Consider the following 18,544-nt stretch of genomic DNA (forward strand, 5'->3'; position numbering starts at 1 on the left):
CCGAAAAATGGATGTGACTTATGATGGAAAGGATCATAACGAAGTATCTGCGCCCGCTGACGTTTCTCAAGCCAAATCGGCCCCGCCTTTGGAGCATGCATACGCCGGTTTTTGGATCAGATTTTGGGCGTTTCTGCTTGACGGGATTGTGATCGGCAGCATCAACCGCCTGCTCATCTCTCCTGTTTTCAGTTTGCTTCATTTACCGAAAGAAACAGGGCTTTTCACTTTTTCGCTGTATTCGATTACGTCGGCTGTCGTGTTTTTTGCCTATTTTGCCATTATGACGAAGTGTTTCAAGCAGACATTGGGCAAAATGGTATTCGGGCTCAAGGTGGTTTCACTTGTTCCCGAAAAAGGGCTTACCTGGGATGTGATCCTGTTCAGGGAAGTCATCGGCCGCTATATCAACAGCGTGTATATCACCTATCTCATTGTCGGTTTTACGCCGAAGAAACAAGGAATCCACGATTATTTTGCCGATACTGCGGTCATTCACGAAAAGCTGTATCGGAAAAAGTGAATACACCATTCAGGAGCCCGGCAGCCAGACTGCCGGGCTTTCCTGAGCCATGGCGATCTTCCACGTTTATTTTTTTTGCGTTTATCCCATAATGCCTAATATAAGAGGAAGTGAAAACATGGTTTACATATGGATAGCAGCCGCCATATCTTTGCTTGCGGCTGTTTGGTTTATGAAAATCCGCGTTTCAATCGAATATGTTCATGCACAAGATGACGACCGGCTGACCGTTAAGATTCGGACGCTTTTCGGCCTCCTTCATATCAAAAGGGAAATTCCTTTGATCAAGGTCAATCAAAAGAATATGACCATTGATGTGAAGGAGCGGACGAACACGGCTGTCAGGAAAGATAAAAAGAAGCGAAAAGTGGGGTACAAAGACGTACTTAAAAGCACGGGTCAGATCAAAAAACTGGTCGAACAAATCCGGAATCTTCAGCCGGTCATCCGCAATTTCATGAAGCGCATTCATGTAACGAAGCTTGAGTGGACGTCAGTTCTCGGGCTTCCTGACGCGGCTTTGACCGGTATCGCAACGGGGGGCGCCTGGTCCGTTAAATCCGCCGCGATAGCTATTTTGGACCGGATTTTAAGTTTTGACCGGCGCCCTGAGTATCAGGTGATTCCCGTTTTTAACAGCCCGTCCTCCCAAACGCACCTGACATGTATATTCCATTTTCGCGTTGGACATGCTATAACCGCAGCTTTCAGAATCGTGGTTAATTGGAAAGGAAACAGGCGCGGCTTGTTTAAGCTGACGAAACATCAGTCAGGTTCAACAAAGAAAGACTCATCTGTATAGGAGGAATGGAGTATGGCTGAACATCCAATTCAAGGTTTGATGAAAACCGCCATGGAAAATTTAAAAGAAATGATCGATGTCAATACCATTATCGGAGATCCTGTAGAAACACCTGACGGCAGTGTCATTTTAACCGTCTCCAGAGTAGGCTTTGGATTTGCGGCCGGAGGAAGCGAATTCAGCGGTAAGCAACCTGCGGAATCGAAAGCAAGCGACGGTGAACGGGAACGAAAAGAAGCGAAGCTTCCGTTTGGCGGCGGGAGCGGCGGAGGCGTATCGATCACCCCGATTGCGTTTTTGATTGTCGGCACATCAGGCGTAAGAATCCTCCATTTGGATGAAAACACGCACGTCATTGACAAAATTTTGGATTCCGCGCCGCAGACCATCGAGCGGATTCAGCAAATATTTAAGAAAAACGATAAGCAAAAACAAAAAATGAATCAAAAAGATATGCCATTATAAAACAACGCTCTGAAAGTTAACTGTTTTTAGAAGCAGTTAACTTTTTTTGGTCTCAAACTTAAGCTTTGCAGTTTGGCTCAAACTCTTTTATAGTAGAGTCATACATAAGTGAAGGAGGAATGAAGATGGCTTCAATAACATTTAAAGGAAACCCTGTGACATTGGTTGGTTCCGAAGCACGCGTCGGTGATCAAGCTCCCGATTTTACGGTGCTTTCCAATTCGCTTGAGGAAGTGACGCTTCAAGACATCAAAGGCACACCTGCGATTATTTCAGTTATACCATCCATTGATACGGGAGTTTGCGACGCACAGACCCGCCGTTTTAACGAAGAAGCCGCAAGCCTCGGTTCAGTGAAAGTGTACACGATCAGCGCGGACCTTCCGTTTGCGCAGGCGCGCTGGTGCGGATCGAACGGAATTGAAAATGTGGAAACATTGTCAGATCACCGGGAGATGTCATTCGGGGAAGCATTCGGCGTCTATATCAAGGAACTGAGATTGCTCGCCCGCGCCGTGTTTGTTTTAGACGAAAACGGAAAAGTCGTTTACACTGAATATGTAAGTGAAGCGACAAATCATCCGGATTACGAAAAAGCGATTGAAGCTGCAAAGTCGCTTGCAAAGTAAAAAGTACGTTAAAAAGGGCTCCAGGTGAACAACTCCCGGAGCTCTTTTCATGGCTTTACATTTTCATAAGGAGAGACATTGCATGCAAAACAACCAAGTGGAAACGATATACGGATGGCTTGATGACGGAGCACACATCATCGCCCGCGACCGGGAGATCCCATACATAGAAGCGTTGGCAGATACCGGAGAAGCGTACTTTCTGGGAGAAGCAAGCCGAACGTTGTCAGAAGCAGGCGAACAAAAGATGAAAGAGCTGATCGAAAAAGCGGATTTTTCCCAATGCAGCCATGAATCCATACGAAAAGCCTTTCAGCTTGCGATTCTCAAAGGGCTGAAAAATATCCCCCATCCGAACCGGCAGATGACGCCGGATACGATCGGTTTGTTTATCGGATATCTCGTCAACAAGTTCATGGGCCGCAAAAAAGGGCTCACCCTTTTCGATCCGGCGGTCGGCACAGGAAACCTTCTGCTCGCCGTATTGAACCAGCTTGCAGAAACACCCGGCAAAGCTTTCGGTTCCGAGATTGATGATGTACTGATCAAACTCGCCTATGTTCAAGCGAATCTTCAGCAAAAAGAAATTGAATTGTTCAACCAGGACAGTCTGCAGCCTATTTTTATGGATCCTGTCGATGCGGTCATCTGCGATCTTCCCGTCGGATATTATCCGGATGATGAAAGCGCGCGGGCGTTCCGGCTGAAAGCCGACGAAGGCCACTCTTTTTCGCATCATCTGTTCATCGAACAAAGCCTGACATATACAAAACCGGGCGGATATTTATTTTTCATGATTCCGAACCATTTATTTGAAAGCAGCCAAAGCGACCAGCTCCGGACCTTTTTAAAGGAAACCGCGCACATCAATGCAGTGCTTCAGCTGCCGCTTTCGATATTTAAAGATGAAGCACACGCAAAAAGCATCCTTGTGCTGCAAAAGCAGGGAGAAGGGGCAAAATCGCCGAAGCATGTACTGCTTGCCGAACTTCCGTCCTTCTCCAACAAAGAAGCGATGCTGAAGATGACCGCAAAACTTGACAATTGGTTCAAACAGGAAAAAAGCTAAAACAGTCAGAGATAGAATTCTCTGGCTGTATATTTATTTTCAGAAAATAATAAAATCTTTTTGAAAGCGTTAACAATCAGAATCATACTTGAAAAGGATTCTTTTGAATGTTTAAATGAGAAAGGCAGATATTTTTTGAATTTACTAAGAACGATTTATACATATTTTTTATGATCCGGGTAGAACATAAAATAACCGGACTCTAGGTAAAAAGGAGCGTCATTTATGTCCAAAATTATCGCAATCAATGCTGGGAGCTCATCATTAAAATTTCAGCTTTTCGAAATGCCCAGCGAAAAAGTATTAACAAAAGGCTTAGTCGAACGGATCGGGCTGGATAACGGCATTTTTACGATCTCTTTCGATGATCAAAAAAAGAGCGAAACAACTGACATTCCGGATCATTCCGTAGCGGTAAAAATGCTGCTCGGCAAACTGACGGAATACGGCATCATTAAAGACTTAAACGAAATCAACGGCATCGGCCACCGCGTCGTCCACGGAGGCGAAAAGTTCAGTGACTCCGTTTTATTGACAGACGAAATGATCCGCGAAATTGAAGAAATTTCTGAATTGGCGCCGCTTCACAACCCGGCTAACATCGTCGGAATCAAGGCGTTTAAAGAAGTTCTTCCGAATGTTCCTGCGGTTGCTGTATTTGATACGGCTTTTCATCAGACGATGCCTGAACAGTCTTACTTATACAGCCTCCCTTATGAATATTATGAAAAGTTCGGAATCCGCAAATACGGCTTCCACGGAACGTCTCACAAATATGTCACTGAACGGGCTGCGGAGCTTCTCGGCCGTCCGCTTGAGGAATTGCGCCTGATCTCCTGCCATTTAGGAAACGGAGCAAGCATCGCTGCTGTTGAAGGCGGCAAATCGATCGACACGTCAATGGGCTTCACACCGCTAGCTGGCGTGGCGATGGGAACGCGGTCCGGAAACATCGACCCTGCACTCATCCCGTTCATTATGGAAAAAACGGGACAAACTGCTGACGAAGTGCTGAACACGCTTAATAAAAAGAGCGGTCTTTTGGGCATTTCCGGCTTTTCAAGCGATTTGCGCGATATCGTAGAAGCGTCTAAAGAAGGCAATGAGCGTGCGGAAACGGCTCTTGAAGTATTTGCAAGCAGAATCCATAAATACATCGGTTCTTATGCAGCGAGAATGAGCGGCGTTGACGCGATCATTTTCACTGCCGGCATCGGCGAGAACAGCGTTGAAGTAAGAGAGCGCGTTCTTCACGGCCTGGAGTTCATGGGCGTGTATTGGGATCCGGCGTTAAATAACGTCCGGGGCAAAGAAGCGTTTATCAGCTATCCGCATTCTCCGGTAAAAGTGCTGATCGTTCCGACCAACGAAGAAGTCATGATTGCAAGAGACGTTGTCAGACTTGCAAAATAAATACAGCCTTCCCCCAGGTTACGGGGGAAGGTTTTTTATATGTTTCAAGAAAGCTTTCTCCTTTATAATGAAAAAGATCGCTAAAAAAGGAGGCGGATGTAACATGAGCGTCGAAGAACACAAAAAAGAAGCGCCGGACTGCGTGTCCTGCAAGGTGATCACGGTCAGCGACACAAGAACGGAAGATACGGACAAAAGCGGCCGGCTGATGAAAGAGTTTTTGACAGATGCCGGCCACGAAATTGTTTCCTACGAGATCGTGAAAGACGAAAAGGAAGAGATTCAGGCGGCGGTGCTTGAAGGATGCCGCGATGATCGCGTTGAAGCGGTACTGTTAAACGGAGGGACAGGCATTGCAGCGAGAGACGTAACGATCGAATCGATTGCACCGCTTTTTTCGAAAGAGATTCCCGGCTTCGGAGAAATCTTCCGGATGCTGAGCTATACCGAGGATATCGGATCAAGCGCGATTCTTTCCAGAGCATCAGCCGGCGTCATTCAAAACAAAGCCGTATTTGCGACGCCGGGCTCAAGCGGAGCGGTCAAGCTTGCGATGGCAAAACTGATTGTTCCGGAGCTTGCCCACGTGATCAGGGAATTGAGAAAAGACGTGCAGAACCTGTGGTGAATATGCTGAATACTGACGAAACTTCATTCATAAAAAATGAATGAAGTTTTTTTTATAAAAAGGTTGAAAAAACGTGACTTCCTTGATAAAGTGTATACATATTAAATGTATTTTTATTAAATGAAACTTATTTTTATACAAAAGACACCGATGTGAGGGGAGTTTTTCAAAATGACGGAAAAGAAAAAAGTGGTTTTAGCATACTCAGGAGGTCTTGATACTTCTGTTGCGATAAAATGGCTGCAAGAGCAGGGATACGATGTAGTTGCCTGCTGCCTTGACGTCGGCGAAGGCAAGGATCTAGCGTTTGTTCAGCAAAAGGCGCTTCAAGTGGGTGCCGTCAATTCTTACATGATTGATGCAAAAGAAGAGTTTGCCCGGGAGTTTGCGCTGGTCGCCCTGCAGGCCCACACAATGTATGAAGGCAAATACCCGCTGGTGTCAGCCCTTTCAAGACCGCTGATCGCCAAGAAGCTTGTAGAAGTCGCCGAAAAAGAAAACGCAGTCGCCGTCGCTCACGGATGCACAGGCAAAGGAAATGACCAGGTCCGCTTTGAAGTTTCCATTAAATCGCTGAACCCGGATCTCGAGGTTCTCGCTCCCGTACGCGAATGGAAGTGGTCGCGCGATGAAGAGATCGCATACGCGGAAAAGCACGGCATTCCGATTCCGATCAATTTAGACAGTCCGTATTCAATCGACCAAAACCTGTGGGGCAGAAGCAATGAATGCGGCATCCTTGAAGACCCTTGGGCAGCGCCGCCTGAAGGAGCGTATGACTTAACAAAGCCGCTTGAAAAAACGCCTGATGCGCCGGCTGTTGTCGAAATTGCTTTTGAACAAGGCGTTCCGGTATCGATTGACGGCGTGTCTTATACCCTCTCTGATTTGATTTTAAAGCTGAACGAATTGGCGGGGGAACACGGCGTCGGCCGGATCGACCATGTTGAGAACCGCCTGGTCGGCATCAAGTCCCGCGAAGTTTATGAATGCCCGGGAGCCGTGACGCTGTTGAAAGCGCACAAAGAGCTTGAAGATCTGACATTGGTGAAAGAAGTCGCCCACTTTAAGCCGCTGATCGAACAAAAAATGGCTGAAGTCATTTACAACGGCCTTTGGTTTTCACCGCTGAAAGACGCGCTTTCCGCTTTCCTGAAGGAAACGCAAAAGCACGTGACGGGCGTCGTCCGCGTCAAGCTGTTTAAAGGCCATGCAATCGTGGAAGGCCGCAAGTCCGATTATTCCCTTTACGACGAAAAATTGGCGACATACACAAAAGACGATGCATTTGACCATCACGCGGCAGTCGGTTTTATCGAACTGTGGGGGCTGCCGACAAAAGTAAACAGCATCGTCAAACAGAAGGAGAAGGTTAAAGCATGAAAAAGCTTTGGGGAGGCCGGTTCCAAAAAACACCGGAAAAATGGGTCGATGAGTTCGGAGCATCGATCCACTTTGACAAAACGCTTGTAAAAGAAGATATCTCAGGGTCTCTCGCCCATGCTTCCATGCTGAAAAAGTGCGGCATTTTGACAGAGGAAGAAGCGGAAAAAATAAAGGAAGGCCTCACATCTCTTTTGCATAAAGCCGAAAAAAACGAACTCGATTTTTCCGTCGATTATGAGGATATTCACTTAAATATCGAAAAGATGCTCATCGATGAAATCGGACCGCTCGGCGGCAAGCTTCATACGGCGAGAAGCCGAAACGACCAGGTTGCAACCGACATGCACCTTTATTTAAAGGAACACACCGAACACATTCTCGATTTGATCGCGGCTTTTCAAGGCGTGCTTGTCGAAAAAGCGGAAGAACACGTCGAAACGATTTTGCCCGGCTACACGCATTTGCAGCGGGCCCAGCCGATTTCGTTCGCCCACCATCTGCTCGCTTATTTTTGGATGCTTGAACGCGATAAAGAACGCTACCGCGATTCGCTGAAGCGGATCAATACATCTCCGCTCGGATGCGGAGCGCTCGCGGGGACGACCTTTCCGATCGACCGCGGATATTCCGCAGAGCTGCTCGGATTCGATTCGATTTATGAAAACAGCCTTGACGGCGTCAGCGACAGGGATTTCATCCTTGAATTTTTAAGCGCAAGCAGCATTCTGATGATGCATCTGTCGCGTTTTTCTGAAGAAATCATCCTTTGGTGTTCACAGGAATTTAAGTTTATCGAGCTTGATGACACATACGCGACAGGCAGCAGCATGATGCCGCAAAAGAAAAATCCGGACATGGCGGAGCTGATCCGCGGGAAAACCGGACGCGTATACGGCAGTCTGATCGGCCTGTTAACGATTATGAAAGGCCTTCCTTTAGCTTACAACAAAGATTTGCAGGAAGATAAAGAAGGTATGTTTGACACGGTCAAAACAGTCGAAGGAAGCCTTGAGATTTTCGCCGGCATGATCAAAACGATGACCGTCAATCAAAACATGATGAAAAAAGCAACCGAGCAGGATTTCTCAAACGCAACCGAGCTGGCCGATTATCTGGCGAAAAAAGGGATGCCGTTCAGGGATGCGCACGAAGTCGTCGGAAAGCTCGTCTATACGTGTATTGAAAAAGGGATTTACCTCAGTAGCCTTCCGTTTGAAGAATTCCAAAAGGCGAGCGGCCTGTTTGAAGAGGACGTCTATGTCGTGCTCGATCCGCACCATGCCGTCGAAAAAAGGATGAGCGAAGGCGGTACCGGATTCAAAAAAGTTAAGGAAGCCCTGCAGAAAGCAAAGCAAAAATTGAACAATTTTTAACACTTCGCGATTCGATTCATAACTGAGAATGCTCAGACGCAAACTACACGTATGAATCGAAAAGAGGGGTGTGGGAATGAAGCAGGATAAGCTAAAACAAGCCTACATGTATGATGCCGACGGGGAAAAGGAAACCGTCCAGCAAATATCTGATGCTTATTTCAGCGGCTTTGTTAGTTATGACGAACAGCAGTCTGATCAAGACGAACAATAGAACCCTTTCGATAAAGCTGGAGCCTGATGGCTTCAGCTTTGTTATTGTAATCTTCTCAAAAATTGCCGATGCTCAACATGTGATATCCTCCCGATTTTGTAGTAAAGTATAGATAGAAAAGAATATCATGCCAATGATGGTGAATACAGAGAACCAATGCCTGGGAGGGAAAGATGTGCGCCATGCGTTAATTACAGCCGGTTCAAAAGGTTTAGGGCGTAAAGTGACAGAAGCGCTGCTCGAAAAAGGATATTCCGTGACGGTGAACTACAGACGGGATGAAGAAGCTGTCAAGCGCCTGAAAACCGAATGGCAGTCTTGCCTTGACCGATTGCAGTTTGTAAAGGGAGATGTCACGAAAAAGGAAGATTTGCATCACATGGTGAATGCGGCTCTCGAGCGGTTCGGAACAATCGATCTGCTGATTAACAATGCCGGCCCATACATATTTGAGCGGAAGAAGCTTGCCGATTATACTGATGATGAATGGTATGAAATGCTTGAAGGAAATTTGAGCGCCGTCTTCCATCTGTTTAAAGCGGTCGTTCCGGTCATGAGACGCCAGCAGTTCGGACGCATCATCACATACGGATTTCAAGGGGCTGACCATGCTCCGGGCTGGCTGCACCGTTCAGCTTTTGGAGCGGCGAAAGTCGGACTTGCCTCCCTTACCAAAACGATCGCCATCGAAGAAGCGGGCTCAGGCATTACAGCAAACATGGTCTGTCCGGGCAACATCGTCGGGGACATGAAAGAATCCTCGATCTCAGACGCCCGTGCTTCCCTTGATCGGGAAACGCCGATTGGCAGATCGGGAACCGGAGAAGACATCGCAAGGATCATTGCATTCCTCTGCGATGAAAATTCGGACTACATCACGGGAACGGTTATTGAAGCAACAGGCGGCCTGAACGTGATTAACCGTCACTCTCACTAAAAGTTTTGTTTCATAAAAAACATGAAATTGGGGTGGATATGATGAAAGTGACATACCATGGTCATTCGGTCATTACAGTTGAAACAGAAAATCACCATTTAATTTTTGATCCGTTTCTTACTGGCAATCCTTTAACAGACTTAAAGCCTGAAGATGTTAAAGCAGACGCCATCCTGCTGACACACGGCCACAGCGACCACGTCGGCGACACCGTGGAAATCGCCAAGCGAAACGGCGCGCTTGTCGTCGCTCCGAACGAACTTGCGGTTTACCTCGGATGGAAAGGCTTGAATGTACATCCGATGCACATCGGCGGTTCGCACCGGTTTGATTTTGGAAAAGTGAAGCTGACACAGGCATTCCATGGCTCCGCTTATACGGAAGAAGACAATCAAAAAATCGTTTATACCGGAATGCCGGCGGGGATCTTGCTGACTGTTGAAGGTAAAACGATTTTTCATGCGGGAGACACGGGTCTTTTTTCAGATATGAAGCTCATCGGTGAGTTAAACCACATCGACCTCGCATTCTTGCCGATCGGCGACAATTTTACAATGGGACCTGAAGATGCAAAACTGGCTGCGGAATGGCTCAGAGCCAAACAGGTTGTTCCCGTTCATTACTCGACGTTCCCGGTCATCGAACAGGATCCGCACGCCTTTGCCGACAGCCTGCCGGGCGGCGTCGGGAAAGTGCTGGAAGTCGGCGAATCGATCGAATTGAAATCATGAAGGCAGCATGGGGCCCCTTGATCGCGGGCTCCTTTTTTGTATGTAAATCAAAACATGTGCAGCATGATATAATATCATCACGATATACGTTGGAGGATAAACATGAGGGTACTGAAATACGCCATTTTGGGTCTCTTGGATAAAGGCAGTCTGAGCGGCTATGATATGACGAGCCATTTTAAAGCAGAGCTTGGCCAATTCTGGAGCGCGAAGCACAGCCAGATTTACCCCGAGCTGAAAAAGCTTACAGATGAGGGGTTCATCGAATTTGAAACGGTTATACAAGGATCGAAATTGGAAAAAAAGGTCTATTCCATAACCGCCGCCGGAAAACGGGAGCTTCATGAATGGCTGACGGCATATCAGCCGGTTCCTAACACGGTGAAAGATGAATTTATGCTGAAAGCCTATTTCATTTCGGCGATGGAGCCGGGTGAAGCAGAAGGCCTTTTTGCCGACCAGCTCGCCAAACGGAAGCAGAAGGCCGCTTTTTTAAAGGAAAGGCTTGAAGAGCTGAAACAGGAAGCCGGACCAGAGTTTTCCTTTCAGTCCCCGCACTTTGGCCACTACCTTGTCCTGACGAGGGCGCTCGAACGGGAAAATGGCTATTGCAACTGGCTAAAGAAGGCGCTGGAGCTGATGAAGCGCGGATGAAGGCAGCCATGGGCCCATGAACAGCTTATTTTTATTTTGCGCGGGCCGGATTGCGGCAAAAACGTCCAAGCATTTATAATATAACCATATCATGCAGTCAGAGGATGAAGGTGAAACGATTGGCGACAAAACACGAACAGATCTTAAAATATATTGATTCCTTGCCCGTCGGTGAAAAAATTTCCGTCAGGCGGATTGCCAAAGAAATGAAAGTGAGCGAAGGGACGGCTTACAGAGCGATCAAAGAAGCGGAAAACAAAGGCTTCGTCAGCACGATCGAGAGAGTCGGGACGATCAGGATCGAGCAAAAGAAAAAAGAAAATATTGAAAAACTGACATACGCCGAAGTGGTCAACGTCATCGACGGACACGTACTCGGCGGCAAAGCAGGGCTTCATAAAACGCTGAATAAGTTCGTCATCGGAGCGATGGAGCTCGATGCGATGATGAGATACACCGGAGCCGGCAACCTTTTGATCGTCGGGAACCGGATCGATGCGCACCGCCAGGCTCTTGAAGCGGGCGCCGCTGTTTTGGTAACGGGCGGGTTTGATACCGAACCGTCGATCCTTGAGCTTGCCGACAGGCTTGAGCTTCCGGTCATGTCGACGAGCTATGACACCTTTACCGTCGCAGCCATGATCAACAGGGCGATCTACGATCAGCTCATTAAAAAAGAGGTTGTGCTTGTTGAAGATATATTGACCCCGCTTGAAAAAACGGTCTGCTTATCTCCCCTTGAAAGGCTTGAAAGATGGTACGAAAAGAATTTTGAAACGGGCCACGGGCGCTTTCCGGTTGTTGACGACCAGATGAAAATCCACGGCATTCTGACGCCAAAGGATGTTGCAGGATATGACCGCTCCGTGCTTATCGAGAAAGTCATGACGAAAAATCCGATTACGGTCGTCGGCAAAACGTCCGTAGCCTCGGCAGCACAGATGATGGTCTGGGAAGGAATCGAAGTGCTTCCGGTGGTAGATGAGCGGCAGAAGCTGATCGGCATGATCAGCCGTCAGGATGTGTTAAAAGCGCTGCAAATGATCCAAAAACAGCCGCAAGTCGGTGAAAAACTAGATGATATCGTCACAGGCGGATTCAAGGAATCAGAAATTGACAAACAGAATCCTTCCCCCGTTTATCAATATGAAGTGACACCGCAGATGACGAATCATTTGGGAACGATCTCTTACGGTGTATTCACGACAATTTTGACCGAAGCGGCAAACCGCGTTTTGCGTTCGCGCAAAAAGGGTGATCTTGTTATCGAAAGCATGACGATTTATTTTTTAAAGCCCGTGCAAATGGAGTCTGTCATTGAGATTAAGCCGCACATCCTGGAAGCGGGAAGAAAGTTCGGAAAAATGGATATTGAAGTTTTTCATCAGGGAGCCCTCGTCGGCAAAGCGATGATGATGGTACAGCTCATGGAAAGAAGCTGAAGGGATCCGGCCGGATGCCGCTCAAGCGTTTTCCCTCTCGTTTTCCTTTGCGAGCAAAGGGACATAATGTTTATAAGCCCTGTATCCGGCCCACATGCTTCCGATTCCGGTCAGAACGAAAATGACCCCGATGGCAGCGCTTAAAGCGCCCCTGTTTAATAAGAGCTGATTCAGTCCGAAAAACATAATAAAAAGGCCTAAAGACATGCTCGATTTAGCGGACAGGTATTCTTTCAAAAGGGCCCTTTTTGTTCTTACATATTGAATCTTGTAATACACATAAAGAATCGCTGAAACCACAATGAAAAAAACAAAAAACGGCATATTCGACATCCTCCATTGTAAGTTTTACAAACCCATTGTATACATAAACGGGTTTGCTTTCTACAATAAAAAGTCATAACTTTCACTTTCCACCAACTACAGTTTATGATTTAATGGTTAAAAATAAGTGTAAAGAAGGGGCACGGCATGAAAAAAGAAATCATCAGAACCATATCATTATATGACACTATCATTATACATAGACATGTGAGGCCTGATCCTGATGCCTACGGATCCCAGTGCGGCCTTACGGAAATCTTGAAAGCAACCTATCCTGAAAAAAATATTTTTGCGGTGGGTACGCCAGAACCGTCTTTGTCATTTTTATATACGCCGGAAACAATCGAAGACTCCGTCTACGAAAATGCCCTTGTCATCGTTTGCGATACGGCAAATCAGGAAAGAATTTCAGACCCCCGCTACAATATGGGCGCAAAGCTGATTAAAATCGACCACCATCCGAACGAAGACCGGTACGGCGATCTGATCTGGGTCGATACGGATGCAAGCTCAACGAGCGAAATGATTTATGAATTGTATTTGGCCGGGAAAGAAGCGGGATGGAAGCTTCCGGTAAAAGGGGCCGAGCTGATTTATGCAGGCATCGTCGGCGATACAGGGCGTTTTCTGTTTCCGAACACGACCAAGAAGACATTGAAATATGCGGGCGAGCTCATCGAATATCCTTTCTCATCTCAGGAACTTTTTAATCAATTGTATGAGACAAAGCTCAATGTTGTGAGGCTGAACGGATACATTTATCAAAATGTTTCATTGACGGAACACGGTGTTGCCTCTGTGCACATTACAGAGGACATATTAAAGCAGTACAATATTACGCCGTCTGAAGCATCGCAGCTCGTCAGCACGCTTGGCAATATTTCCGGAATTAAGGCATGGGTGTTTTTCGTCGAGGAAGCCGATCAAATCAGGGTAAGGCTGCGGTCGAAGGGGCCGATTGTAAATGAAATCGCAAAAAAATACAACGGCGGAGGCCATCCTCTGGCGGCCGGCGCTTCCATTTACGACTGGAAAGATGCCGAACGCGTCATCGCCGACTTGGAGCACATATGTAAAGAACAAAAATAAGAGGGGAAACCCTCTTTTTTTGTGCTGTCTAATTGGTAGCGTTTGCATTTTCAGGTAAACAAAACAGCCCACATCGCCGGTTTTCATGCGTGTTCATCGTGCGGACGCCCTCCGTGTTTTCGCCTATTCGGGTATAAACCAAGATCCGAAATCCGTCACATCTTCAAATACGCGGATGTTTTGTGCCTTTAATTCTTTTTTGATAAGGGACGCGAGAATATCAGTTTCCGCATAAGCCGAATAGCCCAGCTTGATTCGGTTGACTTTATCTCTTGCCAGCTGATGGTAACTGTAAATGTACATTCTGCTTTCCTCCCTTTTTCGATTGTCATCATATCATGTAATGACAGTTTAAAATAAAAAATGGAAAAAAGCGACGAAAGTCTTTAAATAGTTAAAAAAAATCCATATTTTTATTCGGAAAAAGAAATTTTGATCTCGACGGAAAGCCTTGTATAAATCGTCAGCTCCGTAACCTTTGCTTTGTAGGTTTTATCGTTGATCGTATACACTTTGTTTTCAATCGTCCGTTTCAGAAGCTCCCTCGTTCTGTAAACACTTTCGATGTCCTTCGTAATGACGTCGGAAATATTATCTTTAATATTCTCTTCAACATTCATCTGATCTGGCTGGGACAGTTTGTATTGCTTGGCGTTTACAAGCTTGACGTCAACGCTTTGGATCAACAGCTTTCTTTTGTTGTCTTCATTCAGTTTATGGAGATCCTCCCGGTAAATGTCGATTTGTTTATTCAAATCCGTGATTCGTTCCTTCTGCTCGCGTATCATGATAACCTGTTTCTCCTGGAATGTGCCGTACGTAAACAGGAATACGCACCAGCTGATTACGGCTCCGCACATGATCCCCGCGAAAAAACGTTGCCAGCCCGGCTTTTTATGATAAGGAGGGACCCTCATGATGAAATATGCTCCTGCGTAAGCCAATTGATGATCAGAAATCCCGTCTGCGCTCCTCCCATTGCCGAAAGGATCAGAAGAAGCTGCTTCACGATGTCTCTCGTATTGCCTTCGATAATGCCTCTTTCAAAACTGTAGACCGCATCGAATGTACCGCCGATTGCGGCTACCAATGCCCATATCTTCAGACGGTTTGCAAGACTCGTAATAATCGTTAAAGGCGGCTGGCCTGACAAATAAGCGCCGATTCCGCCGATTAATGCACCGCCGAGAAGAACGCCGAGCGCGATAAAGTAACAGCTGATAAAGTTTGGAAAAAAAGGCTGTTCCGGGTCCATTTCGATCACCTCACCTTTTAACATGATATGGACAATGTAAGACAAGTATGAATGATGCGGGAAGAAAGAACATTTGTTTCTAATTCATTCACATCATATAATGAAAGGAGATTGCTCGAAAAGGAAGGGGTGACAGAATGCCTTTTGTTCACCTGCAAGTGCATAGCGGCTACAGTTTATTAAGCAGCGCCGCCTCTGTGGAGGATCTCGCTGCCAAGGCCGAAGCGCTCGGCTACGGCGCGATGGCCCTGACGGATGATGAGGTCATGTACGGGGCGGTTGAGTTTTATAAAGCATGCAAAAAACGCGGGATTAAGCCGATCATCGGGCTGACCGCTTCCGTTCTTACAGATGAAAAAGAACAGCTTTCATATCCGCTCGTTCTTTTGGCTAAGACGAATAAAGGATATCAAAATCTGCTGAAAATCAGCAGCGTGCTGCAGTCAAAATCAAAATCAGGCATAAAAGAAAAATGGCTGAAAAGCTATCATGAGGATATTATTGCGCTCACAACGGGCGAAACGGGTTATATTGAAACGCTGTTAAAAGGCGGGGAGCCCGAAAAGGCAAAAGAAGCCGCACTCCGGTATCAAGCGATTTTCGGCGAGGAGCACTTCTATCTGTCTTACCAGCCGTATAAGGCCGATCCGCTGCTTTCCGAGCGCATCATGGAGCTTTCGCAGGCGGCGGGAATTCCGATTGCTGCCACTGGAGATGTGCGGTACATCGAAAAAGAGGATGTTACGGCTTACACTTGCTTAAAAGCGATTAAAGCGGGGGAGAAACTCGGGGAAACGGTTGAGGCTCAAGGCGATCTGCACCTTGATCTGAAGCCTGCCTGTGAAATGCTGGACATTTACCGGAATCACCCGGATGCGCTCGAGAATACGGTCAAGATCGCAAATCGATGCCACGTCGATTTAAGCCTCGGCCAGACGCGTCTCCCGAAGTATCCGGCTCCCGGCGGCAAACACGCGGATGAATTTTTAGCTGAGCTTTGTTTTGAAGGGCTTTCCAAGCGGTTTGCCTCGCCTTCCCGTGAATACGTCGAAAGGCTCGAATATGAGCTTTCCGTTATTAAAGACATGGCGTTCAGCGACTACTTTCTCATCGTCTGGGACTTTATGAAATTCGCACACGAAAACGGCATCATCACCGGCCCGGGCCGCGGATCTGCGGCAGGGTCTCTTGTCGCCTATACGCTGTTTATTACGGATGTCGATCCGATCAGGCACAAGCTTCTGTTTGAACGCTTTTTAAATCCGGAACGGGTCACGATGCCCGATATTGACATCGATTTTCCGGATACGAGAAGGGATGAAGTCATTCAGTATGTGAAAAATAAATACGGCGCCATGCACGTCGCCCAGATCATTACATTCGGGACACTCGCCGCAAAAGCCGCGCTCAGGGATGCGGGAAGGGTGATGGGCATCAGCCCGAAAGAAGCCGATCAGCTGGCAAAGCTGATTCCGTCAAAGCCGGGTGTGACCTTGAAAGAGGCGAAAGAGCTATCTCCTGAACTCGCAAGGCGCCTGAATGAATCAAAGCGGCTGCAGGACATATTTCAAACGGCCCGGAAAATCGAAGGCCTGCCCCGGCACACGTCCATTCATGCGGCAGGCGTCGTATTGAGCGAGGAGCCGCTCACGAATATCGTACCGATACAAGAAGGTCATGACGGGGTGTATTTAACGCAATATTCAATGGGCCATCTCGAAGATCTGGGCCTTCTCAAAATGGATTTTCTCGGCCTGCGCAATTTGACGCTGATCGAGTCAATCAAATCGCTGATCGAAAAAAAAGAGCGGATCACGATCGATTTTTCCGCTATCCCGTATGATGATGAACAAACGTTTCAGCTTTTATCAGCGGGCGACACGACAGGCATCTTTCAGCTCGAATCCGCCGGAATGAGAAATGTGTTAAAACGTCTCAAACCGAACAGCCTCGAGGACATCGTTGCGGTCAACGCCCTTTACCGGCCCGGCCCGATGGAAAATATCCCGCTGTTTATCGGCAGAAAGCACGGTCAGGCGCCCGTTTTCTATCCGCACGAAGATCTTGAGGACATTTTAAAAGATACGTACGGCGTCATCGTTTATCAGGAACAAATTATGATGATTGCCTCAAAAATGGCAGGCTTCAGATTGGGGGAAGCCGACCTTTTGCGGCGGGCCGTCGGCAAAAAAAACAAGGAAATTCTCGATACAGAGAGAAATCATTTTATAGATGGATGCCTGAAGAAAGGATATTCCGTTAAATCGGCAAACGAGGTATATGATCTGATCGTCAAATTCGCCAATTACGGCTTCAACCGAAGCCATGCGGTCGCTTACAGTATGATCGGCTATCAGCTCGCTTATTTGAAGGCCCATTTTCCCCTGTACTTTATGTGCGGCCTTTTGACGAGTGCAATCGGCAATGAGGATAAGCTCGCCGAGTACATCTATGAAGCAAAGGGTAAAGGGCTTCGCGTTCTGGGGCCTTCGATCAATAAAAGCGGCTACCCGTTCACGGTTGAAAACGGAGCGCTCCGCTACAGCTTAAGGGCCGTGAAAGGCGTCGGAATATCGGCTGTAAAAGAAATATACAGGGCGAGAAAGGAAAAGCCGTTTGCAGACCTGTTTGACTTTAGCGTCAGGACATCCGCGAAAAGCGTCAACCGCAAGACGATAGAGGCTCTCATATTTGCCGGAGCAATGGATGAATTCGGGGAAAACCGCGCCACCCTGCTCGCTTCCGTAGATATCGCTCTGGAGCATGCCGAGTTGTTTGCGGGGGACAATGAGCAGCTTGGATTTTTTCTCGATGAAGCGCTGACCATCAAACCGAAATATGCGAAAACGGAAGAGATGCCGCTCGTCGATCTGCTTGCCCGCGAAAAAGAAACGCTCGGCATTTACTTTTCAGACCATCCGCTGACCGTCCACCGCACCTTGCTGGACCATGCGGGCGCCCTTCCGATCATTCAGCTGACCGGAAACAGCCGGACGAAAGCCGCTCTCGGCGCTCTTGTAACAAAGATGAAAACGATACGGACGAAAGCGGGACAAACGATGGCATTTCTCGAATTAAGCGATGAAAGCGGGGAGATGGAAGCGGTCGTGTTTCCCGAACAGTTCAGACGGCTTTCTCCGATATTGGAAGAAGGGGTCGCGCTTTACGCCGAAGGGCGGCTTGAAACAAGAAACGAAAAACGCCAGCTTATCATCGCCAGGGCTTCTCTCCTTGAGGCGCTGCATACGGAGAAAAAGCCTGCTGTTTATATCAAGGTTGAAGAACATCAGCATTCCCAGGAGATCCTTGAAAAAATCAGCGCGATTTTACGTGAGCACAAAGGGGATACACAGGTCTGCATCTATTACGAAAAGAAAAAGCAAACGATGAAGCTTCCCGAAGGCTATAATATAAAAGCTGATCACGCCGTGCTGTACCGCCTGAAAAGCGTCGTCGGAGAAAAAAATGTCGTACTGCGGTAACAATTTCGTGAGCATTTAGGGTTAAAAAAGTCATGAATTGTGTTATCATTTTTAAGATTCTATTGTTCGTCCAAAAAGAATCTTACAGCAGTATACGAAGCAAAATTTTAGGCAAAATTCCCTTGAAG

The 18,544-nt window shown here is 47.2% G+C and carries 20 protein-coding genes; 16 read left to right on the forward strand and 4 right to left on the reverse strand.

Going from position 1 to position 18,544, the window contains the following annotated elements:
• Positions 1-7 precede the first annotated feature (7 nt).
• From AB447_RS06580 to AB447_RS06640, 14 genes are all read left to right on the forward strand, one after another.
• A complete protein-coding gene (locus AB447_RS06580; protein ID WP_048356209.1) occupies positions 8-523 on the forward strand; it encodes an RDD family protein in 516 nt (171 codons plus the stop codon).
• Between the two features lie 118 nt (positions 524-641).
• Positions 642-1,325, forward strand: coding sequence for a DUF2953 domain-containing protein (locus tag AB447_RS06585; protein WP_048356210.1), 684 nt, complete (start codon positions 642-644; stop codon positions 1,323-1,325).
• 12 nt (positions 1,326-1,337) lie between these two features.
• Positions 1,338-1,790 carry a GerW family sporulation protein gene (gene ytfJ, locus AB447_RS06590; RefSeq protein WP_048405868.1) on the forward strand — a complete coding sequence of 151 codons (453 nt, stop codon included), beginning with the start codon at positions 1,338-1,340 and terminating at the stop codon, positions 1,788-1,790.
• A gap of 125 nt (positions 1,791-1,915) precedes the next feature.
• Positions 1,916-2,419, forward strand: coding sequence for a thiol peroxidase (gene tpx, locus AB447_RS06595; RefSeq protein ID WP_048356211.1), 504 nt, complete (start codon positions 1,916-1,918; stop codon positions 2,417-2,419).
• A gap of 82 nt (positions 2,420-2,501) precedes the next feature.
• On the forward strand, positions 2,502-3,488 hold the full coding sequence (locus AB447_RS06600) for a class I SAM-dependent methyltransferase (protein ID WP_048356212.1): 987 nt from the start codon (positions 2,502-2,504) through the stop codon (positions 3,486-3,488).
• A 225-nt stretch (positions 3,489-3,713) separates the two neighbouring features.
• Positions 3,714-4,901, forward strand: coding sequence for an acetate kinase (locus AB447_RS06605; RefSeq protein WP_048356213.1), 1,188 nt, complete (start codon positions 3,714-3,716; stop codon positions 4,899-4,901).
• 103 nt (positions 4,902-5,004) lie between these two features.
• Positions 5,005-5,529, forward strand: coding sequence for a MogA/MoaB family molybdenum cofactor biosynthesis protein (locus AB447_RS06610; RefSeq protein WP_048356214.1), 525 nt, complete (start codon positions 5,005-5,007; stop codon positions 5,527-5,529).
• A 171-nt stretch (positions 5,530-5,700) separates the two neighbouring features.
• Positions 5,701-6,912: an argininosuccinate synthase gene (locus AB447_RS06615; protein ID WP_048356215.1), complete on the forward strand. Its 1,212-nt coding sequence runs from the start codon at positions 5,701-5,703 to the stop codon at positions 6,910-6,912.
• Positions 6,909-8,288: an argininosuccinate lyase gene (gene argH / locus AB447_RS06620; RefSeq protein ID WP_057957484.1), complete on the forward strand. Its 1,380-nt coding sequence runs from the start codon at positions 6,909-6,911 to the stop codon at positions 8,286-8,288. The genes AB447_RS06615 and argH overlap by 4 nt, the downstream gene beginning before the upstream one ends.
• Before the next feature lie 76 nt (positions 8,289-8,364).
• The gene (locus tag AB447_RS26165; RefSeq protein ID WP_172796327.1) at positions 8,365-8,502 is read left to right on the forward strand and encodes a hypothetical protein; all 138 of its coding nucleotides are present in this window, start codon (positions 8,365-8,367) and stop codon (positions 8,500-8,502) included.
• A 175-nt stretch (positions 8,503-8,677) separates the two neighbouring features.
• Entirely contained in the window at positions 8,678-9,439 is a 762-nt protein-coding gene (locus AB447_RS06625; protein ID WP_048355042.1) for an SDR family oxidoreductase, read from the forward strand.
• Between the two features lie 41 nt (positions 9,440-9,480).
• On the forward strand, positions 9,481-10,170 hold the full coding sequence (locus AB447_RS06630; protein WP_048355041.1) for a metal-dependent hydrolase: 690 nt from the start codon (positions 9,481-9,483) through the stop codon (positions 10,168-10,170).
• Positions 10,171-10,272: 102 nt separating this feature from the next.
• Positions 10,273-10,824: a PadR family transcriptional regulator gene (locus AB447_RS06635; RefSeq protein ID WP_048355040.1), complete on the forward strand. Its 552-nt coding sequence runs from the start codon at positions 10,273-10,275 to the stop codon at positions 10,822-10,824.
• Between the two features lie 119 nt (positions 10,825-10,943).
• On the forward strand, positions 10,944-12,266 hold the full coding sequence (locus tag AB447_RS06640) for a CBS domain-containing protein (protein ID WP_048355039.1): 1,323 nt from the start codon (positions 10,944-10,946) through the stop codon (positions 12,264-12,266).
• 21 nt (positions 12,267-12,287) lie between these two features.
• Here the strand turns inward: AB447_RS06640 and AB447_RS06645 are convergent, their stop codons facing one another.
• A complete protein-coding gene (locus tag AB447_RS06645) occupies positions 12,288-12,590 on the reverse strand; it encodes a YtpI family protein (protein ID WP_048355038.1) in 303 nt (100 codons plus the stop codon).
• 147 nt (positions 12,591-12,737) lie between these two features.
• Here AB447_RS06645 and AB447_RS06650 point away from each other — a divergent pair, with 147 nt between their 5' ends.
• Entirely contained in the window at positions 12,738-13,679 is a 942-nt protein-coding gene (locus tag AB447_RS06650) for a DHH family phosphoesterase (RefSeq protein WP_048355037.1), read from the forward strand.
• A 123-nt stretch (positions 13,680-13,802) separates the two neighbouring features.
• Here AB447_RS06650 and AB447_RS06655 read toward each other — a convergent pair whose 3' ends face one another.
• The 3 genes from AB447_RS06655 to ytrH form a co-directional block, all read right to left on the reverse strand.
• On the reverse strand, positions 13,803-13,982 hold the full coding sequence (locus AB447_RS06655) for a YtzJ family protein (protein ID WP_048355036.1): 180 nt from the start codon (positions 13,980-13,982) through the stop codon (positions 13,803-13,805).
• Between the two features lie 110 nt (positions 13,983-14,092).
• Positions 14,093-14,596, reverse strand: coding sequence for a sporulation membrane protein YtrI (gene ytrI, locus AB447_RS06660; RefSeq protein ID WP_048355035.1), 504 nt, complete (start codon positions 14,594-14,596; stop codon positions 14,093-14,095).
• The gene (ytrH, locus tag AB447_RS06665; RefSeq protein ID WP_046129667.1) at positions 14,593-14,934 is read right to left on the reverse strand and encodes a sporulation membrane protein YtrH; all 342 of its coding nucleotides are present in this window, start codon (positions 14,932-14,934) and stop codon (positions 14,593-14,595) included. The genes ytrI and ytrH overlap by 4 nt, the downstream gene beginning before the upstream one ends.
• A gap of 137 nt (positions 14,935-15,071) precedes the next feature.
• On the opposite strand from ytrH, the gene dnaE reads away from it, so the two are divergent.
• Positions 15,072-18,416, forward strand: a complete 3,345-nt coding sequence (gene dnaE, locus AB447_RS06670) for a DNA polymerase III subunit alpha (RefSeq protein WP_057957485.1) — start codon at positions 15,072-15,074, stop codon at positions 18,414-18,416.
• The last annotated feature ends 128 nt before the right edge of the window (positions 18,417-18,544 follow it).

It is taken from the genome of Bacillus glycinifermentans (genome assembly GCF_001042475.2).
Lineage (GTDB): Bacteria > Bacillota > Bacilli > Bacillales > Bacillaceae > Bacillus > Bacillus glycinifermentans.

What these genes read in the sequence shown, in the direction of transcription:
- AB447_RS06605 (WP_048356213.1), top strand. Translation starts at nt 3,714, where the DNA reads ATGTCCAAAATTATCGCAATCAATGCTGGGAGCTCATCATTAAAATTT.
- ytrH (WP_046129667.1), bottom strand. Translation starts at nt 14,934, where the DNA reads ATGGACCCGGAACAGCCTTTTTTTCCAAACTTTATCAGCTGTTACTTT.
- AB447_RS06645 (WP_048355038.1), bottom strand. Translation starts at nt 12,590, where the DNA reads ATGCCGTTTTTTGTTTTTTTCATTGTGGTTTCAGCGATTCTTTATGTG.
- AB447_RS06655 (WP_048355036.1), bottom strand. Translation starts at nt 13,982, where the DNA reads ATGTACATTTACAGTTACCATCAGCTGGCAAGAGATAAAGTCAACCGA.
- AB447_RS06585 (WP_048356210.1), top strand. Translation starts at nt 642, where the DNA reads ATGGTTTACATATGGATAGCAGCCGCCATATCTTTGCTTGCGGCTGTT.
- AB447_RS06600 (WP_048356212.1), top strand. Translation starts at nt 2,502, where the DNA reads ATGCAAAACAACCAAGTGGAAACGATATACGGATGGCTTGATGACGGA.
- tpx (WP_048356211.1), top strand. Translation starts at nt 1,916, where the DNA reads ATGGCTTCAATAACATTTAAAGGAAACCCTGTGACATTGGTTGGTTCC.
- ytrI (WP_048355035.1), bottom strand. Translation starts at nt 14,596, where the DNA reads ATGAGGGTCCCTCCTTATCATAAAAAGCCGGGCTGGCAACGTTTTTTC.
- AB447_RS06650 (WP_048355037.1), top strand. Translation starts at nt 12,738, where the DNA reads ATGAAAAAAGAAATCATCAGAACCATATCATTATATGACACTATCATT.
- AB447_RS06610 (WP_048356214.1), top strand. Translation starts at nt 5,005, where the DNA reads ATGAGCGTCGAAGAACACAAAAAAGAAGCGCCGGACTGCGTGTCCTGC.
- AB447_RS06635 (WP_048355040.1), top strand. Translation starts at nt 10,273, where the DNA reads ATGAGGGTACTGAAATACGCCATTTTGGGTCTCTTGGATAAAGGCAGT.
- ytfJ (WP_048405868.1), top strand. Translation starts at nt 1,338, where the DNA reads ATGGCTGAACATCCAATTCAAGGTTTGATGAAAACCGCCATGGAAAAT.
- AB447_RS26165 (WP_172796327.1), top strand. Translation starts at nt 8,365, where the DNA reads ATGAAGCAGGATAAGCTAAAACAAGCCTACATGTATGATGCCGACGGG.
- dnaE (WP_057957485.1), top strand. Translation starts at nt 15,072, where the DNA reads ATGCCTTTTGTTCACCTGCAAGTGCATAGCGGCTACAGTTTATTAAGC.
- AB447_RS06615 (WP_048356215.1), top strand. Translation starts at nt 5,701, where the DNA reads ATGACGGAAAAGAAAAAAGTGGTTTTAGCATACTCAGGAGGTCTTGAT.
- AB447_RS06580 (WP_048356209.1), top strand. Translation starts at nt 8, where the DNA reads ATGGATGTGACTTATGATGGAAAGGATCATAACGAAGTATCTGCGCCC.
- argH (WP_057957484.1), top strand. Translation starts at nt 6,909, where the DNA reads ATGAAAAAGCTTTGGGGAGGCCGGTTCCAAAAAACACCGGAAAAATGG.
- AB447_RS06630 (WP_048355041.1), top strand. Translation starts at nt 9,481, where the DNA reads ATGAAAGTGACATACCATGGTCATTCGGTCATTACAGTTGAAACAGAA.